Annotated in this window: 18 protein-coding genes; 12 read left to right on the forward strand and 6 right to left on the reverse strand. The window is 72.8% G+C overall.

Annotated elements, in window-relative coordinates; all coding sequences use genetic code 11:
• Window positions 1–5: 5 nt before the first annotated feature.
• The 3 genes from QI554_RS00605 to QI554_RS00615 all read right to left on the reverse strand — a co-directional run bounded on the left by QI554_RS00605 (window position 6) and on the right by QI554_RS00615 (window position 5,893).
• Window positions 6–3,584: a LuxR C-terminal-related transcriptional regulator gene (locus QI554_RS00605; RefSeq protein WP_281464556.1), complete on the reverse strand. Its 3,579-nt coding sequence runs from the start codon at window positions 3,582–3,584 to the stop codon at window positions 6–8.
• 243 nt (window positions 3,585–3,827) lie between these two features.
• Window positions 3,828–4,889 (reverse strand): class I SAM-dependent methyltransferase, encoded by a 1,062-nt coding sequence (locus QI554_RS00610; RefSeq protein WP_281464558.1) that lies wholly within the window; start codon window positions 4,887–4,889, stop codon window positions 3,828–3,830.
• Window positions 4,890–5,056: 167 nt separating this feature from the next.
• A complete protein-coding gene (locus tag QI554_RS00615) occupies window positions 5,057–5,893 on the reverse strand; it encodes an alpha/beta fold hydrolase (RefSeq protein ID WP_281464560.1) in 837 nt (278 codons plus the stop codon).
• A 146-nt stretch (window positions 5,894–6,039) separates the two neighbouring features.
• Between QI554_RS00615 and QI554_RS00620 the strand changes: the two genes are divergently transcribed.
• The 4 genes from QI554_RS00620 (at window position 6,040) to QI554_RS00635 (ending at window position 9,253) form a co-directional block, all read left to right on the forward strand.
• Entirely contained in the window at window positions 6,040–6,834 is a 795-nt protein-coding gene (locus tag QI554_RS00620) for an alpha/beta fold hydrolase (protein ID WP_281464562.1), read from the forward strand.
• Between the two features lie 140 nt (window positions 6,835–6,974).
• Entirely contained in the window at window positions 6,975–7,382 is a 408-nt protein-coding gene (locus tag QI554_RS00625; RefSeq protein WP_281464565.1) for an MmyB family transcriptional regulator, read from the forward strand.
• Window positions 7,383–7,454: 72 nt separating this feature from the next.
• Complete coding sequence (locus QI554_RS00630) at window positions 7,455–8,414, forward strand: fumarylacetoacetate hydrolase family protein (protein WP_281464567.1); 960 nt, start codon at window positions 7,455–7,457, stop codon at window positions 8,412–8,414.
• A gap of 125 nt (window positions 8,415–8,539) precedes the next feature.
• On the forward strand, window positions 8,540–9,253 hold the full coding sequence (locus tag QI554_RS00635) for an HAD family hydrolase (RefSeq protein ID WP_281464569.1): 714 nt from the start codon (window positions 8,540–8,542) through the stop codon (window positions 9,251–9,253).
• Here QI554_RS00635 and QI554_RS00640 read toward each other — a convergent pair.
• Window positions 9,179–10,009 (reverse strand): ATP-grasp domain-containing protein, encoded by an 831-nt coding sequence (locus tag QI554_RS00640; RefSeq protein ID WP_281464571.1) that lies wholly within the window; start codon window positions 10,007–10,009, stop codon window positions 9,179–9,181. The two genes, QI554_RS00635 and QI554_RS00640, sit on opposite strands and share 75 nt — an antisense overlap.
• Window positions 10,006–10,851 (reverse strand): ATP-grasp domain-containing protein, encoded by an 846-nt coding sequence (locus QI554_RS00645; protein ID WP_281464573.1) that lies wholly within the window; start codon window positions 10,849–10,851, stop codon window positions 10,006–10,008. Before QI554_RS00645 ends, QI554_RS00640 begins: the two co-directional genes overlap by 4 nt.
• Before the next feature lie 204 nt (window positions 10,852–11,055).
• Here QI554_RS00645 and QI554_RS00650 point away from each other — a divergent pair, with 204 nt between their 5' ends.
• The 8 genes from QI554_RS00650 to QI554_RS00685 all read left to right on the forward strand — a co-directional run bounded on the left by QI554_RS00650 (window position 11,056) and on the right by QI554_RS00685 (window position 20,101).
• Window positions 11,056–11,934: a metallophosphoesterase family protein gene (locus tag QI554_RS00650; RefSeq protein WP_281464575.1), complete on the forward strand. Its 879-nt coding sequence runs from the start codon at window positions 11,056–11,058 to the stop codon at window positions 11,932–11,934.
• Window positions 11,935–12,230: 296 nt separating this feature from the next.
• A complete protein-coding gene (locus QI554_RS00655; protein WP_281464577.1) occupies window positions 12,231–13,229 on the forward strand; it encodes an ABC transporter permease in 999 nt (332 codons plus the stop codon).
• Window positions 13,230–13,303: 74 nt separating this feature from the next.
• Window positions 13,304–15,127 (forward strand): ABC transporter substrate-binding protein, encoded by a 1,824-nt coding sequence (locus QI554_RS00660; protein ID WP_281464579.1) that lies wholly within the window; start codon window positions 13,304–13,306, stop codon window positions 15,125–15,127.
• 42 nt (window positions 15,128–15,169) lie between these two features.
• On the forward strand, window positions 15,170–16,180 hold the full coding sequence (locus QI554_RS00665; RefSeq protein ID WP_281464581.1) for an ABC transporter permease: 1,011 nt from the start codon (window positions 15,170–15,172) through the stop codon (window positions 16,178–16,180).
• A gap of 7 nt (window positions 16,181–16,187) precedes the next feature.
• Entirely contained in the window at window positions 16,188–17,210 is a 1,023-nt protein-coding gene (locus tag QI554_RS00670; protein ID WP_281464583.1) for an ABC transporter ATP-binding protein, read from the forward strand.
• On the forward strand, window positions 17,207–18,283 hold the full coding sequence (locus tag QI554_RS00675) for an ABC transporter ATP-binding protein (protein ID WP_281464585.1): 1,077 nt from the start codon (window positions 17,207–17,209) through the stop codon (window positions 18,281–18,283). Before QI554_RS00670 ends, QI554_RS00675 begins: the two co-directional genes overlap by 4 nt.
• A gap of 176 nt (window positions 18,284–18,459) precedes the next feature.
• The gene (locus tag QI554_RS00680; RefSeq protein WP_281464587.1) at window positions 18,460–19,062 is read left to right on the forward strand and encodes a helix-turn-helix domain-containing protein; all 603 of its coding nucleotides are present in this window, start codon (window positions 18,460–18,462) and stop codon (window positions 19,060–19,062) included.
• Window positions 19,063–19,171: 109 nt separating this feature from the next.
• Entirely contained in the window at window positions 19,172–20,101 is a 930-nt protein-coding gene (locus QI554_RS00685; RefSeq protein ID WP_281464589.1) for a class I SAM-dependent methyltransferase, read from the forward strand.
• 235 nt (window positions 20,102–20,336) lie between these two features.
• On the opposite strand, the gene QI554_RS00690 is transcribed toward QI554_RS00685, so the two are convergent.
• On the reverse strand, window positions 20,337–20,726 hold the full coding sequence (locus tag QI554_RS00690; RefSeq protein WP_281464591.1) for a trypco2 family protein: 390 nt from the start codon (window positions 20,724–20,726) through the stop codon (window positions 20,337–20,339).
• Between the last annotated feature and the right edge of the window lie 35 nt (window positions 20,727–20,761).

The following is a 20,761-nucleotide window of genomic DNA, read 5'->3' on the forward strand; positions in this document are numbered from 1 at the left end:
CGCCGTCAGTCCGCCGCCATCGGCGCCGCGCCCATCGCCGCCAGCTCCTCCAGGCCCCGGGCCCGCTCCGGGCCGCCGGCGAGGACCAGCGTGCGGGCCCACTGGTAGCGGCAGCCCGCCGCGCGCAGCGGGTCCGCGGTGGCGAGCACCGCCTTCCGGTCGCCCGCGGCGAGCGCCGCGGCCCGCTCCACGACCGCCAGCGCGACCGGGTTGTCGGCGGCGTCGCGGCGCGCCCGGGCGATCCGGTCCGCGGCGGAGGGCTCGCCGGCGAGAACGGCCGCCTCGGCCCACACGGACGCGTACAAGGTCCGCCACATGCCGCTGTACCAGGTCCGCAACTCCTCCGGCGGCGTGGACAGCAGGGCCACCGCCTCCCGCGCCCGACCGCGGTGCAGCAGCACGAGCGCGTCGAAGAACTCGCCGTGGTGGATCCGCGAGATCGGGACGCTCGGATTGGCGATGGCGTCGACCACCGCGAGCCACCGGGCACGGCCGGCCTCGTCACCGCGCAACCCGCACACGGCCGCGGCGGCGTACGGCGCCCGGCTGAGGTTGCCCGCCCTCGGCCGCCCCGCGCGCTCCCATCCGTGCAGGAACCGCTCGCCGAAGACGGCGTGTTCGTCCCAGTCCCCGGTGAACGCGGTCACCACCAGCAGGCGGGCCGTGGCCAGATGGCCCTCCTCGCGGTAGAAGGGCAGATCACGGACCTGCTCGGCGAGCCGCCGCGCCGCGGGCAGGTCACCGACCGCGAGAGCCGTCTCGGCGGCCATCTGGTACGCGTCGAACAACTCCAGCCCGCAGGCGAGCGCCCGGTCCCGGAACGGCGCGAGCAGGGCTGTCCGTTGCGCGGAGCTGTCGGCGGCGGCGCGTATCTCGCCGCGGGCCAGCTGAATGCTGGTCAGCAGATCGAGCGCGGCACTCTCGGCCAGCGGATCGCCCGCCCGACGGGCAAGGGCGAGGGCGTGCTCGGCGGATTCGGTGCCGGGCGACGGACGGTGGGGAACGTCGGCGGCGGCTGAGGCGAGCGAGGCCGGGGCGGCGCCGCCGACCTCGCGGACGGCGCCAGAGCCACCGCGGCCCGTCGCCGCACCGCTGAGCGGTGGTCCGTCACGGTCGGTTCGCTTGGACACGGGGCCGCGATCGGTCGGCGCCGAAGCCGTACGGCTCGACGATGTTCCGTCGTCCGCCGGGGCGGCGCCGTCGTGGCGGTCGGCATCGGTGCCACCACGGGCTGACGCCGCTGAGCCACTGCTGAGCGGTGGTCCGTCACCGCCGGTGCGTTCGGACGCGGGGTCACCGTCCGCCGGCGCCGAGCCCTTACCGCTCAACGGGGCTCTGTCGTCGCTGCTTCGCCCGAGGGCAGGGCCGCCGTCGGCCGGCGCCGAGGCCGCGCCGCTCGGTGGCGTTGCGTCGTTGCTGGTCGGCGCGAAGGCGGAGCCGTTGTCGGTTGTCGTGGCCGTTCGGCTGAACGGTCTTCCAATGCCGACGAGTTGCCCCGGGCCTAGGTTGCCTTCGGTCGGGATCGTCGCCGTACTGCTGATCGGTGCCCCGTCCCCGTCGACCGTTCCGGCAACGGGCTCGCCGTCGGCGATCGCCGACGCCGTGCTGCTGAACCCCTCGGCGACCGCGATGCGGGCCAGTGCCGCCGGGTCGCCGTCCGCGAGCCGGGCCGCTTCGGCGATCGCGGCGGCGACGTCAGGTATGGCGTCGGCCTGCACGAGACCGGGACCGCGCTTGACCCGCTCCGCGACCAGCGCCACGTGGCACGCCGCCAGCGGCCGGTCGCCCGCGCGCAGTGCGGCCTCGGCGCAGGCGCGGTGGAGCCTGATCGCCTCCCCGCCGAAGTGCCGGATCTCCGCGGCGGCGGCCGCATTCGCGAACGCGGCCGCCGCCTCGCGGTCGTCGGCGGCGAGTAAGGCGGCCTGCTCGTACCGCCGTTGCGTCTCGCGGGGGCGGCCGATCTCGAAGTACAGGTCGGCCAGAAGGGTCGCGAGCGCGTAGGCGTCGGCGCGGCGGTCCGGTTCCCCGGCCGCCCAGTCCAGCGCGGCGAGCAACTCGTCCGCGATCCGGTCGAAGGCGAGCCGTGCGGCGGCGTGCCGGTCGAACGGGATTCTGTCGGAGCCTAGTTGGTCGGGCCTGCGCGATGCGTTCGCGCCCCCGTCGGTCGCCCGCGGTCCGCCCGCGACCCCCTCGGACGCCTGCGGTCCGCCGACGATCCCGCCGGGCATGAGCCGCTCGGGCGCCGTCCCCTCGTCGTCCCCGCCCGCCCGCAGCGACTCCCGCACGGCCTCCGCCTGGGCGAGGCACCAGCGCAGATGCCGGGCCCGGGCCTCGACCGACTCGCCGGTGCGGGCCAGGCGTTCGGCGCCGTACTGGCGGATGGTCTCCAGCACCCGGTACCGGGTCGCGGCGTCCGGCGCGGCGATCGCCGTCAGAAGGCTGTGGTCGGCGAGCCGCGCCAGCCCGGCGGCTATGCCCGCGCCGGCCGGCGGCCAGCCCGCGACGAGCGTTCCGGCCGCCTCGGCGGTGAACGGCGTGGAGAACACCGATACGCGCCGCAGCACCGCCTGTTCGGCCTCGTCCAGGAGCGCGTGGCTCCAGTCCAGCGCGGAGCGCAGCGACCGGTGCCGGTCGTCCAGCCGTCGCCCGCCGGCCAGCAGTCCGAGCCGGTCGTCGAGCCCGGCCTCCAGGCCGTCCAACCCCAGCGCGGGCAGCCGGGCGGCGGCCAGCTCGATCGCGAGCGCGACGCCGTCGAGGCCGCGGCAGATCCCGGCGATCCGGTGCCGGTCGACGGTCCGCTCCGGGGCGTCGGCCGACGCGACCCGGTCGAGGAACAGCTCGACCGCGTCGCCGCCGTCGCCGGACACCGCCAACCCGGGGACGGAGAACACCCGTTCGTGCGGCACCAGGAGCCGCGCCCGGCTGGTCGCCAGGACCCGAACCCGCGGGCAGGCCGTCAGCAGTCGCTCGACCACCATGACGACTCCGTCGGCGAGATGCTCGCAGTTGTCCAGGACCAGCAGCGCCTCACGGTCGGCGAGCCAGGCGGTCACCGACTCCTCGGCGGACCGCCCGGGTTGCTCGCCCAGGCCGAGCGCGTCGGCCACCGCAGGGCCCACCATCGCGTGGTCGGTCACCGGGACCAGGTCGACGTACCAGACGCCGTCGGCGAACCGCCCGGCCTGTTCGGCGGCGACCGCCAGCGCCAGCCGGGTCTTGCCGATGCCGCCCGGGCCCACCGCGGTGACCAGTCGCCGCTCGGCCAACGCGGCCGCCAGGGCCGCGCGTTCGTCCGCGCGGCCGACGAACGGCGTCAACGGCGTGGGCAGCGACGCGGCCTGACGCCGCCGTTCAGCCTGCGCCGCGGCACCGTCGGCCGCGCTCCCCGCCAGCCCGGCCAACGCGCGGCGGTCGCCCACCCCGAGCTTCCGCAGCAGCGAGGAGACGTGGCTCTCGACCGTCCGCACCGAGATGAACAGCCGTTCCGCGATCTCGGCGTTCGTCAGGTGCTCCCCGACGGCGGCGAGCACCTCCGCTTCCCGGCCGGAGACGACCGCGGCGAAGGGGGTCGGGTCGGTGCGCATCACGTCATTGTCGCCCAGCGGTCGGGGCCGCCGTGCGGAACCGCGCCTGATCCGACGGACTCGCGACGTGATGTGCGAGTCATGGCCGACAAGGTGTCCGGCGGCGGGCCGTGCCGACGGTGCGTGAGCGGCCGTCGGCGGCGCTGTGCCGCGAACCCCCGGCGCCGGTCGGCTGTCCGCGACAACCGACCGGCACCGGTTCCCCCCTCTGGGCGGCCCCCGACCGCCCGGCGGAACCTCCGGTCAAGGACGGGCTTCGAGAACCAGGCTGAACGGAGTCTCGGCCGCCACCCGTACCCGGGAGAACCCGGCCTCGGTGAGCACCTGGGTCAGCCGCGACGGCCCCGCCTGGGCGCCCAGGCCCAGGCCCACAGGCTGGGCGAGCGAGGCCGGAGTGCACACCGTGGTGGAGAACCCGTAGAAGGTCCGGCCCACCGGATTCAGGTTGTCCTGCAGGGTGTTGCCGGCGTTCGGCTCGACCAGCATCAGCGTCCCGTCGTGGGCGAGGGCCTGGCGGACGTGCCGGGCCGCGCCTACCGGGTCGCCCATGTCGTGCAGGCAGTCGAACAGGCAGATCAGGTCGAACCCGGTGCCGGGGAAGGCGTCGGCGGCCGCGGTCTCGAACCGCACCCGGTGCTGCACCGACGCCTCGGCGGCCGCGCCGCGCGCGGCCTCGAGGGACGGGCCGTGGTAGTCGAAGCCGGCGAACGTCGAGTGCGGGTAGGCCTCGGCCATGATGACGGTCGACGAACCCAGGCCGCAGCCGATGTCGGCCACGCTGGCGCCGGCCTTGAGCTTGGCCTCGACCCCGTCCAGGGCCGGGATCCAGGCGCTGGTCAGGAAGTTGGTGTAGCTGGGGTGGAAGAGGCGGCGGACGCCGGAGAACAGCCGGTGGTCGTGCCGCTCCCAGCCGACTCCGGAGCCCGTGCGGAACGCCTCGATGAGCATGGCGTGGTCGGAGTAGCAGGAGGCGATCGCCTCGTACGCACCGCCCAGGAACACCGGACTGTCCTCGTGGGCGAGCACCGCGCCGTGCTCGGCCGGGAGTTCGAACGTGTCGTGCTCGGGATCGTGGACGACGTAGCCGCCGGCGGCCTGGTTGCACAGCCACTCGCGGACGTACCGGGCCGTCGTGCCGGTACGCCGCGCCAACTCCTCGGCGGTGAGCGGCCCGGCGCCGGCCATCGCCTGGTACAGCCCGAGCCGGTCGCCGACGTGCACCAGCAGCCCGGAGATCGCCGCGGCCATGTCGCCGACGGCCTGGCCGACGAACCGCTCGAGCTTCTCCTGGTCGATGTGGGTCATGGTGAGTCTCCTTCTCTCGCTTGGGGGAAATCCCAACGGAGAAAAGCCTCATGCGGAGCCCGCCCCCGGCACCTCCGTGCCGGCCACGGGAACCACGGATCCGTACCCGCCACGGACCGCCCACGGACCACCCGCCGACGCGGCCCGCGACCCGGAAGTGGCGTGCACTAGCTCCGCGGAGCGGTGTGGGCGACGACGGCGCGGACGATCGTTTCCCAGTCGGGTCGTTCGACGCCGTGGCCCGCGTCTTCCAGAGGCAACAGCGCCGTGCCCGGGATGGCGTCGGCGAGCGCCTCGCCGTGCGCGAGCGGGAACATCGGGTCCGCGGTGCCGTGGATCACCAGCGTGGGTACGGCGATTGACGACAGAGGCGGGTGCGTGCGGTCGTCGTCTGGAAGGACGTCGTGGTTCTGGATGGCGGCGATGTCGTGCGCCCGCTCGACGTCGCGGCGCACGAGGTCGCGGGCCGCAAGTTCGTCGAACGGCCGCCGCCCGCCGGTGAGTACACGGGAGTAGTCGACGAGGTAGTCGACGACCGAGTCGGGTTGCGACCAGTCGACGTGTGCGGACGCGGCGAAGTGCATGAAGTCCTCGGTCGGCGGGGGTAGTTCGGGGCCGCCGGGGACCGCGCGGGTGGTGCTGACGAGGACGAGGGAGCGGACGCGCTCCGGGTGGTCGAGGGCGGCCAGCTGCGCGAGCCCCCCGCCGGCCGACACCCCCACCAGGTGGGCGGCGGGCAGCCCATAGGCGTCGAGCACGCCGACGGCGTCGTCGGCCAGATCCACGCCGGTGTAGCCCGGCTGGCCCGGCTCGTAGGTGGTCGAGCGGCCGGTGTCGCGGTGGTCGTAGCGGATCACGAACCGTCCGCGGTCGGCGAGCATCCGGCAGAAGTCGGCGTCCCACCAGAGCATCGAGGCGCCGCTGCCCATGACGAGCAGGACCGGCGGGTCCGACGGATCCCCGAAGGACTCGGTGCACAGCGAGACACCGCGTGTGTCAATCATGTGTTCGCTCATCGCGCCCATTGTGCCGCCGCGGGCGCCAAGCTGCGGGACGCCACATCGGAGTGGGACTGCGAGACCGACGGCACCCGGTTCATGATCGCTAGGGTTGGGCGGGCACGGATCGGTGCGTACGTACGGGGGCACGCGTGGACTGGACCGAGGTCGTTCTCCGGCGCGACGGCGTGCGCCTGGTGTGCCGCGACTCGGGCGGGGCAGGGCCGGCCGTCGTCATGCTGCACGGGCTGGCCGGGCACGCGGGGGAGTGGGACGCCGTCGCGCGGCCGCTCGCCGCCCGGCACCGGGTCGTCGCCGTGGACCAGCGCGCGCACGGGGCCGCCGAGCGCGCGCCCGTGGACTGCTCGCGCGCCGCGTACGTGGCCGACGTGGTCGCCGTCCTCGACCACGTCGGGTTCGACGAGGCGGTGCTGGTCGGGCAGTCGCTCGGTGGCCACACCGCGATGCTGACCGCCGCCGCGCATCCGGAGCGGGTCGCCGCGCTCGTGCTGGTCGAGGCCGGGGCGGGTGGACCGAGTCCCGACATCACCGACGACATCGGCGGCTGGCTGGAGTCCTGGCCGACACCGTTCCCCTCGCGCGCGGAGGCGGCCGCGTTCTTCGGCGCCGGCCCGGCCGCCGAGGGCTGGGCGGCCGGGCTGGAGGAACGCGACGGGGGCTGGTGGCCGCGCTTCGACCCCGAGGCGATGGTGCGTTCGGTCGCGGAGCTCGCGGAACGCGCCTACTGGGCCGAATGGGAGCGCGTCACCTGCCCCACGCTGGCGGTGTTCGCGCAGTCGGGGTTCATCCCGGGGGACGAGGTCGCCGACATGCTGCGCCGACGGCCGGACACGGTCGCGGTGAGCGTCCCGGGGGCAGGCCACGACGTGCACCTCGAACGCCCGGACGTGCTGGGCGGGTTGGTCGCGGACTTCCTCGCAGGCTGACCGACGCCGACCCCTCCACACAGGCCGCTCCGTCCGTCCTGCACGCCGTCGCCCGCGCCCTGCCGCTGGACGCCGACGAACACGCGTACGTGCTCCGGCTCGCGGCGACCCCCGCACCGCGTCGGACCGCGGTCACGCGCGTGGGCGCCACGACGCGGGCGCTGCTCGACACGCTGGACCGCACACCGGCGTTGGTGGTCGGGCCGACGTTCGACATCCTCGTCTGGAACCCGGTCGCCGCGCGGCTGATGGGTGACCTGGAGGCGCGTCCAGCGCACGAACGCAACCTGCTGTGGCAGGTGTTCTGCTGCCCGGTCGCCTCCGCGGCCCGGAACCGGCCGTTGCAGGACACCGTCGGCGCCGACCTCGTCGCCGGGCTGCGCGCGTACCACGCGGACCGCCCCGACGACGCCGTGCTCGCTGCGCTGGTGGCGGGCATGTCGGAGCAGAGCCCGGTGTTCCGCCGCCACTGGCACCTTGGCCGCGCGGCGCCGCCAGGCCAAACGGAACCGGGCCGCGAGACAACCCTGTTGCACGCGGCGAGCTGAGCGGCCACGCCAGCACGGCGCCATCTACGATTTTGGTCGCCCACCCGTCTGAGCCTCGGAGCCGGAGATCCCATGCGCTTCGCCCGCTACACCCACAACGACGGCACCCACGTCGGCGTCCTCGCCGACGACGGGCACCTGCACCCGCTGACCGGCCACGACGACCTGCTCGCGCTCGTCCGCGACGAGGCACTGCACACCGCAGGCGCCGCCGCCCTCGCCGGGCCCGCCGGTCCGCACGAGAGCGAGGTTCGGCTCCTCGCGCCCCTCCAGCCGCCCACCGTGCGCGACTTCATGACCTTCGAGGAGCACGTCGAGGGCGCACTCCGCTCCGTGAAGGGCACCGCCGGTGTGCCCGACGCCTGGTACGACGCGCCGACGTTCTACTTCACCAACCCGTACGCGGTGATCGGCCCGGACGACGACGTGCCCGTTCCGCCCGGGTCCACCGTGCTCGACTTCGAGCTCGAAGTGGCCGCCGTGATCGGCAGGGAGGGCCGGGACCTCACCCCTGAGCAGGCCCGCGAACACATCGTCGGCTACACCGTCTTCAACGACTGGTCCGCCCGCGACCTCCAGTCCCGCGAGATGCAGGTGAACCTCGGCCCGTGCAAGGGCAAGGACACCGCGACCACGCTCGGCCCGTACCTGGTCACGGCCGACGAACTCGAGCGGTTCCGCGACGCCGACGGCTTCCTCCGCATGGCGCTGACCGCAGAGGTGAACGGCGAGGTCGTCGGCAAGGACCTGCTGTCCAACATGAGTTGGACGTTCGAGGAGATGGTCGCCTACGCCTCGCGCGGCACCGCCGTCCGCCCCGGCGACGTCCTGGGCTCGGGCACGTGCGGCAACGGTGGCTGCCTCGCCGAACTGTGGGGCGTACGCGGCACGCGGGAGCCCGCGCCGCTGAAGCCCGGGGACACGGTCACCCTCACGGTGGAAGGCATCGGCACGGTCTCCAACACCGTGGTGCCCGGCGTCGCGCAGCTGCCGATCCCGACCGGGCGACGCCGCCCGCGCGACCGGCCGTGACGCGGCCGTAGACCGGTTCGGACCGGCCGCGTCGGCGCGGGCACGCCGCGTCGTCGTGGCCGGTCAGAGGGCCTTAGCATGACCGCCAACACCACGGACCGCTCTGCGGGCGAAGGGGGGCGGTCATGCACGACATCCGGGCACTGGCGATCGACTTCAGCGGAACGCTGGCATGGCCGGGACCCAACCCCGACGCGTCCCTCGTCGCGTCCGTGCTCGCGGACCTGCTGGGCCGGCCGCTCCCGGCGGCCTTCCGGGAAGCGTTCGACGCGGTCGAGGACGAGGTCGCCCGGGCCGACCGGCGGGCGCACACGCACACCGCGTTCGCCACGGTGATCGCGCAGGCGGCGGCCCGGTCCGGCGCCGACGTCCCCGACCCGGTCGCGGCCGCCGAAGCCGTGTTCGCCGCGGTGCCCGATGCGGCCGTGGACCCCGAGGCGGCGGCCGCCGTGCGGCGGCTGCACCGGCGCGGCTGGCGGTGCGTCCTGGCGTGCAACACCGAGCGTTCGCTCCGCGCCCGGAAGGCGACGCTCACCGCGGCCGGGATCGCGCACTGCTTCGCCGACGCGGTGCTGTCCTGCGAGATCGGCTACCGCAAGCCGCACCCGCGGTTCTACGCCGCCGTCGTGGCGGCCTGCGGGGTCCCGGCCGAGCACATCCTGTTCGTGGGTGACAACCTCGCCAAGGACGTCTTCGGCCCGCGCGCGCACGGGTTCCAGTCCGTGCACGTGCCGCGCGCGGACCGCCGCGACGGGGTGGACCTGTCACGCCCGGACACGCTCCGGCACATCTCGGAACTGCCCGACTACCTCGGGGCCCTCGGCGCCGTCCCCGTCTAGCACGCGCGGTGTCAGGTCGGCCAGCGCCTCGGCCGCGCCGGGCAGGCCGCTGAAGCCGGGGAAGGCGTTGACGTCGACGACCACGGGCCCCGCGTCGCTGGCGATGATGTCGACGCCGTACACGCGCAGCCCGAACGCGCCGCCGACGGCGCGGGCGAGGTCGAGCCGGTCCGACGGCACGTTCGGCACGGGCACGGTGTGCTTGGGGTCGCCCGCCGCGCCGTCCAGCGGAGGCCGCCGCAGGCCGGCGAAGACCCGGTCGCCGATGACCCAGAACTTGTGGTCCCAGCCGTCGCCCTCGGCGAACTCCTGCGCGATCACCGGCTCGTCCCGCCACCCGGCGGCGCGCAGGTCGGCGGCCTCGCCGACGACGGGCAGCGGTTCGTCGTGCCGGCAGTACCGGCTCTTCATGATGAGCCGACCGGGCGCCGACACCGCGGCGCCGCGCGGGTACACGTGCGTCACGGGGAACGGCAGCCCGGCGGCGCGCGCCTGCGCGGCCATCGCCGCGCGGTCCACGCAGGCCTCGGTCGCTGCCACGGTGTTGCACACCGCGGCGCCCAGGGCCTCGGCCCGGCGTCCGAGCCGGAGCGCCCGCGGGGTGCGCGACTTCAGCAGGTACAGGTCGGCGGAGAGGTCGGGTCGGCGGGCGCCGGGGTGCTGCCACGCCACCTCGTGGCCGCGGGCGCGCATCAGCGCCGCGTACTCCACCAGCATGGCGTGGTCGTCCCGCTCGACGATGACGGCGATCCTCACACGGCCGTCCAGGAACGGCCCTGCGGCGGGACGACCGGGCGTGCCGCCAGCCGCAGGATGGTGCGGGCCACGCGGTCGACGGCGTCGGGTACGGCGCGGAAGCTCGGGAAGTCGTTGACGTCCACGACCACCCAGCCGTCCGGGCCCTCCACGACGTCCACGCCGAACAGGTCGAGGCCGAACACCTCGCCGATGCCCGCGACCGTGCGCGCCATGTCGTCCGGTACCGGCACCTCGCGCGGGCGGACCGCGCGATCCGGGTGCAGCGGCGAGGTGCGCAGCGTCGCGTGGATGTCCCCGCCGAGGCTGTAGACCTTGTAGTCGACGCCCGAGTTGGGGACGTACGACTGCACCAGGACCGCGCCCGTCCCACGCAGAGCGTCCCGCGCCGCGGCCAGTTCGTCCGGGGTGCGGACGAGGTGGACCGACTTGCCCGCGTGCCCGGCGACCGGTTTCACGACGATCGGATACCGGTCGGGGTCCACCACGTCGACGACGTCCGCCACCGCCGCGTACAGCGTCTCCGGCACCGGCAGCGCGCACCGCCGGGCCACCGCGGCCGCGACCGCCTTGTCGCGGACCGAGCGCACCGCCCGCGCGTCGTTGATCGTGGTGATCCCGCAGGCAGCCGCGGCGTCGAGCAGGCTCAGGCCGGGGCCTTCGGAGACGGTCTTGAGGATCCACGCGTCGTGCCCGCGCCGCCGCAGGACGTCTAGCGGTACCAGCGACCGGCCGGGCTCGACGACGTCGACCTCGTGGCCCCACGCGGACAACCGCCCGATGAGGTCGAGCGGCATGCCGTCACGCCGGTACTTGTCCTCGACCAGGAAGCAGAGCTTCACACCGCCACACCCGTCCGCCGTGGCCGCGACCCGGCCGGTGGAAATACGCCGCGACAAGGATTCCACTCCGGCGCGCACGACGGCGCCCCGCCCACCGCTCACCCGTGCTCCGGCACGCGGGCCGCCGACTCGTGCCCGACAGGCGGCGCGGTGTGCCACGCTCGCGATGTGCCGAAAGCCGGCACGCGAGAGGGGGATGCGCAGATGAAGATCGCGTTCTTAGGGGATGTCCACGGCTGTGTGCTGCACGCGCTCGGTGCCGCCGTGATGCTGCAGGCCCGGCGCGGGGTCCGGCTCGACGCCGTGGTGCAGGTGGGGGACCTCGGCGCCTATCCGACGCCCGAGCGGTACGACGAGCCGAGCCGGCGGTTCGGCCGGGACCACCCGGCGCAGGGCGACTTCGTCCGGCTGCTCGACCCGGCGCCGGGGTTCGCGGAAGGCGTCCGCGCGGCCCTCGACGAGGTCCCGGCGGTGCTGTTCGTCAGCGGCAACCACGAGGACCACGAGTGGCTGGACGGGCTGCACGAGGCCGCGGGCGCGGACGTCGTGCCGGTGGATCCGCTGGGCGCGTACCGGCATGTGGCCTGCGGCAACGTGGTGGACGTCGCGGGGGAGCGGACGGCGTTCCTCGGCCTCATCGAGTCCCCCGGATACATGGACTTCGAGCCCGACGCGTACGACCGGCTGATGGCCGCCGAGCCCGGCGGCGTGGACGTCCTGGTCACCCACGACGGCCCGTACGGCATGTCGCAGAACCGCCACGGCGAGGTCCAGGGGTCTGCCAAGCTGACCCGGCTCATCGAGCACCTCCAGCCGCGGTTCCACATCAGCGGCCACTACCACCACCCCAACGGGCCGCGCTATTACGGGCGGACGACGTCGTTCGCGCTGGCGCAGCTGGTGCGGCCGCGGGTGACCAAGTGGGATCCGGAGCCCGTCAACCCCGAGCAGCGGGTGACGGACGGGAGCGTCGGCCTGCTCGACACCGAGACGGGCGTGTTCGAGTACATCGACGACGCGTGGCTCACCGAGGTGTGCGGGGACAGCCTGGACCTGGCCGGACTGGTCGCCGCGGCGCGCTGACGCCCGGTTCCGAACGGCGCGACCCGTGGGTGCGTGGTGACGCGGAAAACAGTGCTGCGTCATCCACCGCGCACGGGGTAGCGGCGCTCTGCGGGCGACCCGCCGAACGGCACGGCGCCCGGCACCTAACACGCCTGACAGCGCGAGAGCGGGTGACGGACCAGCGGCACACGAGCCGGTTGTGACACACAGCTTCAGCACATAGTTCCCGTGACACCCGTGACACAGGCGCCTCTTCGCTGACCCGAAGCTCGGGGTGGGCGCCGGTCTCCGCAAGCCTGGGAGGCTGCGCAGCGATGGTCAGTCCCGTCGAATTCCCCGAGTCGGCCGAAGAGGCGCGTCCGGAAGCGACGCTCTCCGGCGTCTCCTCGCAGGCCGTCGAGGGGCGTTCGCCCTGGCAGATCGCCTGGGTGCGGTTCAAGCGGGACCGCTGGGCGGTCGCCGGCGGCATCGTCGCCGGCTGCCTGGTCCTCATGGCGCTGCTGGCCAAGCCGATCGAGCGCATCTTCTCCCTCGACCCGAACAGGTTCCACCAGGATCTGATCAACCCCGAGCTGCTGCGCCCCAAGGGCGCCCTCGGCGGCATCAGCTGGGACCACCCGCTGGGGGTCGAGCCGCAGTTCGGCCGCGACCTGCTCGCCCGCATCATCGAGGGCTCGTGGGTGTCGCTCGCGGTGGCGTTCGGCGCGACGCTGCTGTCCGTCGTCCTCGGCGTGGTCTTCGGGGTGACCGCGGGCTACTACGGAGGCTGGGTCGACAGCGTGATCAGCCGCCTCATGGACATCTTCCTCGCGTTCCCGTTGCTTCTGTTCGCCATCGCGCTGTCCGCGTCCCTGCAGAACGGCGCGTTCGGACTGCACGGCCTCACGCTGCACATCAGCGTCCTGATCTTCGTCATCGGCTTCTTCAGCTGGCCCTATATGGGCCGCATCATCCGCGGCCAGACGCTGTCGCTGCGCTCGCGGGAGTTCGTCGACGCGGCGCGCAGCCTGGGCGCACGCGGCCCGTACATCCTCTTCCGCGAACTGCTTCCCAACCTCGTCGCGCCGATCATCGTGTACGCGACGCTGCTGATCCCGACGAACATCCTGTTCGAGGCCGGCCTGAGTTTCCTCGGCGTCGGCATCCAACCGCCGCAGGCGTCCTGGGGCGGCATGCTCAACCAGGCCGTGAGCCTCTACCAGGCCGACCCGGAGTTCATGATCGTGCCCGGCCTCGCCATCTTCGTCACCGTCCTGGCGTTCAACCTGCTCGGCGACGGGCTGCGCGACGCCCTCGACCCGCGGGGCCTGTGATGTCGCCCGGCGACCCGCGCGCTCCGCGCCCTACCGCGTCCCATCCAGCTCACCGTTCCGAGAGGAGTCAGACCATGCCCGGCAGTACGAAACGCGTCCGGCGACGGACGGGGGGACGCCGGGGGAAGACCGCAGCGATCATCGCCGTGGCCGCCACGGGTGCGCTCGTGATGACCTCGTGCGGATCGTCCGGGGGAAGCAGCACCAGCAGCGGTGCCGGCCCGTCGGGGTCCTCGGCCAAGGCCGAGTTCAACGCGGGCAACAAGGGGATCGTCAACGAGTCGGACCACGCCGGCGGCACGGTCACGTACCAGCTGTCCAGCACGCCCGACTCGATGGACCCGGGCAACACGTACTACGCGTTCATGTGGGACTTTTCGCGGCTGTACACGCGTGCGCTCACCACGTTCCAGCCGGCTCCCGGGCAGGACGGGCTCAAGCTCGTCCCGGACCTGGCCTCCGGCCTCGGCGCGCCGAGCGACGGCGGACGGACGTGGACGTACCACATCAGGCCCGACCTGAAGTACTCCGACGGCACGCCGATCACCACGGCCGACGTCAAGTACGCCGTCGAGCGCAGCAACTTCGCCCCCGAGGCGCTGTCCAACGGGCCGACGTACTTCCACCAGTACCTGCAGGACAACACCCCGGCCTACCAGGGGCCGTACAAGGACAAGACGGGCGGCCTCAACTCCATTGAGACACCCGACGCGACCACCATCGTCTTCCACCTCAACCAGCCCTTCGCGGACTTCGACTACCTGGTGAGCAGCCCGGAGACCGCGCCGGTTCCGCAGGCGAAGGACAACGGCTCCGACTACGTCAAGAACGTGGTGGCGTCCGGCTCGTACATGTTCGCGTCCTACCAGGACGGCGTCGGCGCCAGCCTGGTCAAGAACCCGAACTGGAACCCGGCCAGCGACCCGATCCGCAAGCAGTACCCGGACCGGATCAACGTGCAGTTCAACATCGCGCAGACCACGGTCGACAACAACCTGATCGCGGGCAACGCGACGATGGACCTCGCCGGAGCCGGAATGGCGGCGGCCACTCAGGCCACCGTCCTCGGCAACCCGCAGCAGAAGGCACACGTCGACGACGCCGTCAGCGGTGCGCTCGCCTATGTGGCGATGTCCACCAACGTCGCGCCGCTCGACAACGTCCACTGCCGGCAGGCGGTGGAATACGCCATCGACAAGCAGTCGGTGCAGACCGCCACCGGCGGGCCGATCCGCGGTGAGATCGCGAGCACGATCCTGCCGACCTCGGTCAGCGGATACACGCCGTACAACGCGTACCCGACCACCGACAACAAGGGCGCGAACTCGCCCGACGGCCTCCAGAAGGCCAAGGACCAGCTCGCGCAGTGCGGCCACCCCGACGGCTTCAGCACCAACCTCTCGGCACGCTCCGACCGGCCGAACGAGGTCGCCATCGCGCAGGCCGTCCAAGCCTCCCTGAAGCAGGTGGGAATCAACGTCAACATCCAGCAGTACCCGTCGGGCAAGTACTTCACCGACAACGCGGGAGCTCCGGCGTTCGTCCACGCCAACGACCTCGGCCTGATGATGATGGCCTGGGCCCCTGACTGGCCGACCGGCTACGGCTTCCTGGAACAGATCCTGGACGGCAACGCGATCAAGGCGTCCGGGAACAGCAACCTGTCCGAGTTGAACGACCCCAACGTCAACCAGATGCTGGCGGCCGCGATCTCCAACACCGACAACGCCGCGCGCACCGCGGCGTGGGGTGACATCGACAAGGCGGCCATGCAGCAGGCCCCGCTGGTCCCGCTGCTGTACCGCCTCGACCCGCTGTACCGACCGGACGCCGCGACCAACGTGTTCGTGACGCCGGCGTACGGCATGTACGACTACCTGCTCGTCGGCACCAAGTAACCGGTGCCGTCGGGCGGTAGCCCGAAACCCGGGTGACGGGTCGTGGGTGCATACGTCATACGACGCACGCTGGCGGCGATACTGCTGCTGTTTGTCGTGAGCGCCATCACGTTCGCGATTTTCTTCCTGGTGCCGCGCCTCGCCGGGGAGTCCAGCTCGCAGCTCGCCGCACAGTACGTCGGCCGCGACCCGAGCCCGGAGGCGCTCGCGGCGGTCAAGAAGAACCTCGGGTTCGACCAGCCGCTCTACACGCAGTACTGGCAGTTCATCCACGGCATCTTCGCCGGCCGCACGTTCCACTACGGGCCGGACGCGTCGCACTGCGCGGTGCCGTGCTTCGGCTACTCGTTCAAGACCCACCTGCCGGTGTGGCCGCAGATCACGCAGCGGCTGCCCGTCACGCTGTCCCTCGCCTTCGGCGCCGCGGTGATCTGGGTCTTCACCGGCGTCACGATCGGCGTCATCTCGGCGCTCAAGCGCGGAAGCATCTTCGACCGGCTGTCGATGGGCATCGCCCTCGCCGGCGTGTCGCTCCCGATCTTCTTCACCGCGCTGGTGTCGCTCTCGCTGTTCAGCTACAAGTGGGCGATCTTCCCCAACCTGCACTACGTACCACTGACACAGGATCCGGTCGCCTGGGCGAAGAACCTCGTCCTGCCCTGGGTGACCCTTGCCTTCCTCTATTCGGCCCTATACGCCCGGCTGACGCGCGCCGGGATGCTCGAGACGATGGCCGAGGACTACATCCGCACCGCACGCGCGAAAGGGCTGAACGAGCGCGTCGTCGTCGTACGGCACGGCCTGCGCGCGGCCCTCACCCCGATCGTCACGATCTTCGGCCTCGACCTGGGGTTGCTGCTCGGCGGCGCGGTGCTCACCGAGACGGCGTTCTCACTCCCGGGGGTGGGGCAGTACGCCGTCCAAGCGATCAACGAGAACGACCTGCCCAAGATCATGGCGGTCACCACGCTCGCGGCGTTCTTCATCGTCATCGCGAACCTGCTCGTCGACATCCTGTACGTCGTCCTCGACCCGCGCGTGCGATATTCGTGAGGCCGCCATGAGTTTCCTCGAAGTAGACGACCTGCACGTCACGTTCAGCACCGAGGACGGCGTGGTCCGCGCCGTGGACGGACTGTCCTTCGGCCTCGAACAGGGCCGCACGCTCGGCATCGTCGGCGAGTCAGGCTCCGGCAAGTCTGTCACCTCGCTGGCCGTCATGGGACTGCACCGCAGCGCACGCGTGAACATCAACGGCCGGATCCTGCTCGACGGGCAGGAACTGGTCGGCGCCTCCCCGGAGGCCGTGCGGCGGCTGCGCGGGCGGCGCATGGCGATGATCTTCCAGGACCCGCTCACGTCGCTGCACCCCTTCTACACGGTCGGGCGGCAGATCGACGAGGCCTACAAGGTCCACCACCCGAAGGCCGGCCGCCACGAGGCCCGCACGCGCACCGTCGAGATGCTGCGCCGCGTCGGCATCCCGCAGCCCGACCGCCGCGCCAACGACTACCCGCACCAGTTCTCCGGCGGCATGCGGCAGCGCGCGATGATCGCCATGGCGCTCGTCAACGACCCGGACCTGCTCATCGCCGACGAGCCGACCACGGCGCTCGACGTCACCGTGCAGGCGCAGATCCTCGACCTGATCCGGGACCTCCAGCAGGAGTTCGGCTCCGCCGTCATGATCATCACGCACGACCTGGGCGTCGTCGCCGAACTCGCCGACGACGTCCTGGTGATGTACGCCGGCAAGAGCGCCGAGACCGGCCCCGCCGAATCGGTGTTCAACCGGCCCCAGCACCCGTACACGTGGGGGCTGCTCAGCTCCGTCCCGCGCATGGACCGCGAGCGGCAGGAACGGCTCGTGCCCATCACCGGGCAGCCGCCGAGCCTGATCCGGGTGCCGGAAGGGTGCCCGTTCCACCCGAGGTGCCCGTACGCGAAGCTCAACGGCACACGCTCGTTCGACGAGGTGCCGAAGCTGCGCGAGACGGGCGAGCCGGGGCACCTCGTGGCGTGCCACCTCGAAGCGGAGGTCCGCGCACGGGTGTTCCGCGAGGAGGTGCGACCGCGGCTATGAGAATTTCCCTGGGCAACGGCAAGGCGAAGACGCCGACCGAGCGGCCCCCGGACGCCCCACTGCTCGAGGTCTCCGGACTCGTCAAGCACTTCCCGATCCGGCACGGCCTGATGCAGCGCGAGATCTCCGCCGTCCGCGCCGTGGACGGCATCGACTTCACCGTCGAACCCGGCCAGACGCTCGGCATCGTCGGCGAGTCCGGCTGCGGCAAGTCCACCACCGCGCGGCTGGTCATGCGGCTCGACGAACCCACCGCCGGGCGGATCACGTTCGAGGGACACGACATCACGCACCTGAGCCGCGGCGCGATGCGGTCGCACCGCCGCGACCTCCAGATGGTCTTCCAGGACCCGTACTCGTCCCTGAACCCCCGGCACACCGTCGGCCGGATCGTCGGAGCGCCGTTCCGGCTCCAGCACATCAAGACCGAGCAGGGCATCAAACGCGCGGTGCAGGACCTGCTCGAACTGTGCGGCCTCAACCCCGAGCACTACAACCGCTACCCGCACGAGTTCTCCGGCGGCCAGCGGCAACGCATCGGCGTGGCCCGGGCGTTGGCGCTGCGGCCGAAGATGATCGTGGCCGACGAGCCGGTGTCCGCGCTGGACGTGTCGATCCAGGCGCAGATCGTCAACCTGCTCGACGACCTCCAGGACGAACTCGGCCTGACCTACGTGATCATCGCGCACGACCTGGCCGTGGTGCGGCACGTGTCCGACCGGGTCGCCGTGATGTACCTCGGCAAGATCGTCGAGGTCGGCGGGCGCGAGTCGCTGTACCGGACGCCGATGCACCCGTACACCGTCGCGCTGATGTCCGCCGTCCCGGTCCCGCAGGCCGGCGGCCGCGACCGCAACCGGCGCATCCTCCTCAGCGGCGACGTCCCCTCCCCGATCGACCCGCCCCCGGCCTGCCGCTTCCACACCCGCTGCTGGAAGGCCCAGGAGATCTGCCGCCAGGTCGAACCACCCCTGCGCGAACTGCGGTCGGGCCACCAGGTGGCCTGCCACTTCCCGGAGAACGAGCCGGCCGGGACGAAGGGCCCCGTCAGCCTGGCCAAACCGAATTCCTGACCGGCTCGGCCGACCGAACCACCAGCCCCGACCCGCCCATGGGCGAAGCCGCGCGCTGTGTGTCTCCTCCCGGGCGCGGGTGCGGTGAGCCGACGGACGGTCGCGGCGCGGACCGACAATGCGGGCGGCGTGGTGGCCGCCCTCAAGCTTTGCAGCAGCGGCATACGCTGTTGCTCATGACGCAAGACGACGGTGACCTCGACACCCTGGTCCGCAGGCGCATCCGGGCGCTGCGGGTCGCGCAAGGGTGGTCGCTCGACGAGCTGGCCGGGCGGGCGCGGCTCAGTCCGTCCACGCTCAGCCGCATCGAGAACGGCCAGCGGCGGCTCGCGCTCGACAGCCTCGTCACACTCGCCCGCGCCCTCGACACCAGCCTCGACCAGCTCGTCGAGACCGCCGCCGACGACGTGGTCGTCAGCCCGATGACCGACGCCGCCCGCGGCCTGATGCGCTGGCCCGTCAAGGCGGAACCCGGCATGACCGTCGTCCGGCAGCGCATCACCGAGCCGCCGCCGGACAACCCCGCGCGGATGCGCGCCCACCCCGGGCGCGAATGGCTCGTCGTGCTGTCCGGCACCGCCGTCCTGCTGCTGGGCAACCGCCGCCTGCGCGTCGAGACCAACCAGGCCGCGGAGTTCCCGACGATGCTCCCGCACGCCATCGGCGCCGAGGGCGGGCCCTGCGAGATCCTCGGCATCTTCGACCGCGTCGCCCGCCGCGACCACGAGCGCGGGGACGGCGATCGCGACGCCGGCGGTACGCGGCGCGCCAGCCGCTGACCCCCGCTCGACCATGGCGCCTTGCGCGTACGGCAGGCCGGAGGGGCATCGCCTTGCCGGTCCGGCAAGCCGCGCCGATCCACGCCCACGGCCGACCTAGGGTGACGCCATGACCCACCCCGCTCCGCACGACCGGCACGCTCACCGGTACGGACCGCAGCACCAGCACGGGCACTCGCATCAGCACGCCCACGCCCACGACCACGACGGCGCCCACGACGGCGCCCACGACGGCGCCGGGACGGCGGAGCTGCTCGACCTCGACGCCGAAGTGCTCGCCGAGTACACCGATGCCATCACCGCGTGGCTGCCGCTGGGCGCGGCCCCGCGCCGCATCGTCGATCTCGGCTGCGGCACCGGCGCAGGGACGTTCGCCCTCCTCGCCCGTTTCCCCGAGGCCCACGTCACCGCCGTCGACTCCTCGGCGGAGCACCTCGACCGGCTCCGGCGGAACGCCGCCGCGCGCGACCTCGGCGACCGCGTCCACGCCGTCCAGGCCGACCTCGACACCGCCTGGCCCGACCTCGGCACTCCCGACCTCGTCTGGGCCTCGGCGTCGATGCACCACATGGCCGACCCCGACCACGCGCTGCGGGCCGTCCACGACGCGCTCCCGCCCGGCGGCCTGTTCGCCCTCGTCGAGCTGTCCGGCCTGCCGCGGTTCCTCCCCGACAACGCCCCCGAGGACCGCCCCGGCCTCGAAGAACGCTGCCACGCGGCGAGCGACCGCCTCCACGCCGAGCACATGCCCTACCGCGGTGCCGACTGGGAACCCCTGCTGACCGCCGCCGGGTTCACCGTCGTCGACAAGGGCACCGTCAAGGTCGACCTCGACGGCACCGACAACCCCGCCGTCGCCCGCTACGCCCTCGGAGCCTTCGAACGCATGCGCGGCAGCATCGGTGACACCCTGCCCTCGGAAGACCTCGCGGCCCTCGACCGGCTCCTCGATCCCGACAGCCCGCAGAGCATCCTGCGCCGCCGCGACCTGACCGTCCGCACCGAACGCACCACCTGGGCCGCCCGCCGCCCCCGCTGACCGCGTGGGAGGACTGCGGGGTCTGGGCGACCGACGGGGTGGCTGTGCTGATGGACTCCGTGACGCCCGGGAGCGCGTTGGACGTCGTGTATCCCGGCGGGGGAGGGGGGCCCCGAGCAGGCGCCCGTCCCGGTCGAGGCCGGGCGCCGGCGGGCGTGTGCCGCGAGCGTGAGCGGACGGACCGCGTCCGTGGGCGTGGTCCGGCTCTCAGCTGTGGACTGAGACGTTCGGTGTCCTACTCAGGGCGCCGGTCGCTGCTGGAGCTGATCTCGGCGTCGGCGCCGTCCGCGTCGACCGGCTGGAGGGTGATCTTGACGCGATTGGAACGCGCCGCCGTCACGCCGCCCTTGGCCTCGACGCTCCACGGCAGGACCCGAACCTTCGTTCCCGCGCTGCCTTCCAAGGTCACCTCGACGGTGAACTCCAGTTCGACCGGGCCGGCCCGGAAACGCAGCTGCTGACCGTCGCCGTCCGCCATGGCCCGTTGGAGCTCCTGGCGGATCGCCCCGATGGCGTCTCCGAGTTCCGCCCACGACTCCGTCGACATGTGCAACCCCCCCCGCACGCCGTTGTGCCCGTCGAGGACCGGAGTGTAGTCGGCGGCCCGGTCCGGTGTACGGCTCATCGCGGCGGTCCGGCGGGCCACGGTTGATCCGGCGT

The organism is Yinghuangia seranimata (genome assembly GCF_029953285.1).
Lineage (GTDB): Bacteria > Actinomycetota > Actinomycetes > Streptomycetales > Streptomycetaceae > Yinghuangia > Yinghuangia seranimata.

Bases quoted from the DNA above. Each gene is read 5' to 3' on its own strand.
- QI554_RS00605 (WP_281464556.1), bottom strand. From the start codon at position 3,584: ATGCGCACCGACCCGACCCCCTTCGCCGCGGTCGTCTCCGGCCGGGAA.
- QI554_RS00610 (WP_281464558.1), bottom strand. From the start codon at position 4,889: ATGACCCACATCGACCAGGAGAAGCTCGAGCGGTTCGTCGGCCAGGCC.
- QI554_RS00615 (WP_281464560.1), bottom strand. From the start codon at position 5,893: ATGATTGACACACGCGGTGTCTCGCTGTGCACCGAGTCCTTCGGGGAT.
- QI554_RS00630 (WP_281464567.1), top strand. From the start codon at position 7,455: ATGCGCTTCGCCCGCTACACCCACAACGACGGCACCCACGTCGGCGTC.
- QI554_RS00635 (WP_281464569.1), top strand. From the start codon at position 8,540: ATGCACGACATCCGGGCACTGGCGATCGACTTCAGCGGAACGCTGGCA.
- QI554_RS00650 (WP_281464575.1), top strand. From the start codon at position 11,056: ATGAAGATCGCGTTCTTAGGGGATGTCCACGGCTGTGTGCTGCACGCG.
- QI554_RS00655 (WP_281464577.1), top strand. From the start codon at position 12,231: ATGGTCAGTCCCGTCGAATTCCCCGAGTCGGCCGAAGAGGCGCGTCCG.
- QI554_RS00660 (WP_281464579.1), top strand. From the start codon at position 13,304: ATGCCCGGCAGTACGAAACGCGTCCGGCGACGGACGGGGGGACGCCGG.
- QI554_RS00670 (WP_281464583.1), top strand. From the start codon at position 16,188: ATGAGTTTCCTCGAAGTAGACGACCTGCACGTCACGTTCAGCACCGAG.
- QI554_RS00675 (WP_281464585.1), top strand. From the start codon at position 17,207: ATGAGAATTTCCCTGGGCAACGGCAAGGCGAAGACGCCGACCGAGCGG.
- QI554_RS00680 (WP_281464587.1), top strand. From the start codon at position 18,460: ATGACGCAAGACGACGGTGACCTCGACACCCTGGTCCGCAGGCGCATC.
- QI554_RS00685 (WP_281464589.1), top strand. From the start codon at position 19,172: ATGACCCACCCCGCTCCGCACGACCGGCACGCTCACCGGTACGGACCG.
- QI554_RS00690 (WP_281464591.1), bottom strand. From the start codon at position 20,726: ATGAGCCGTACACCGGACCGGGCCGCCGACTACACTCCGGTCCTCGAC.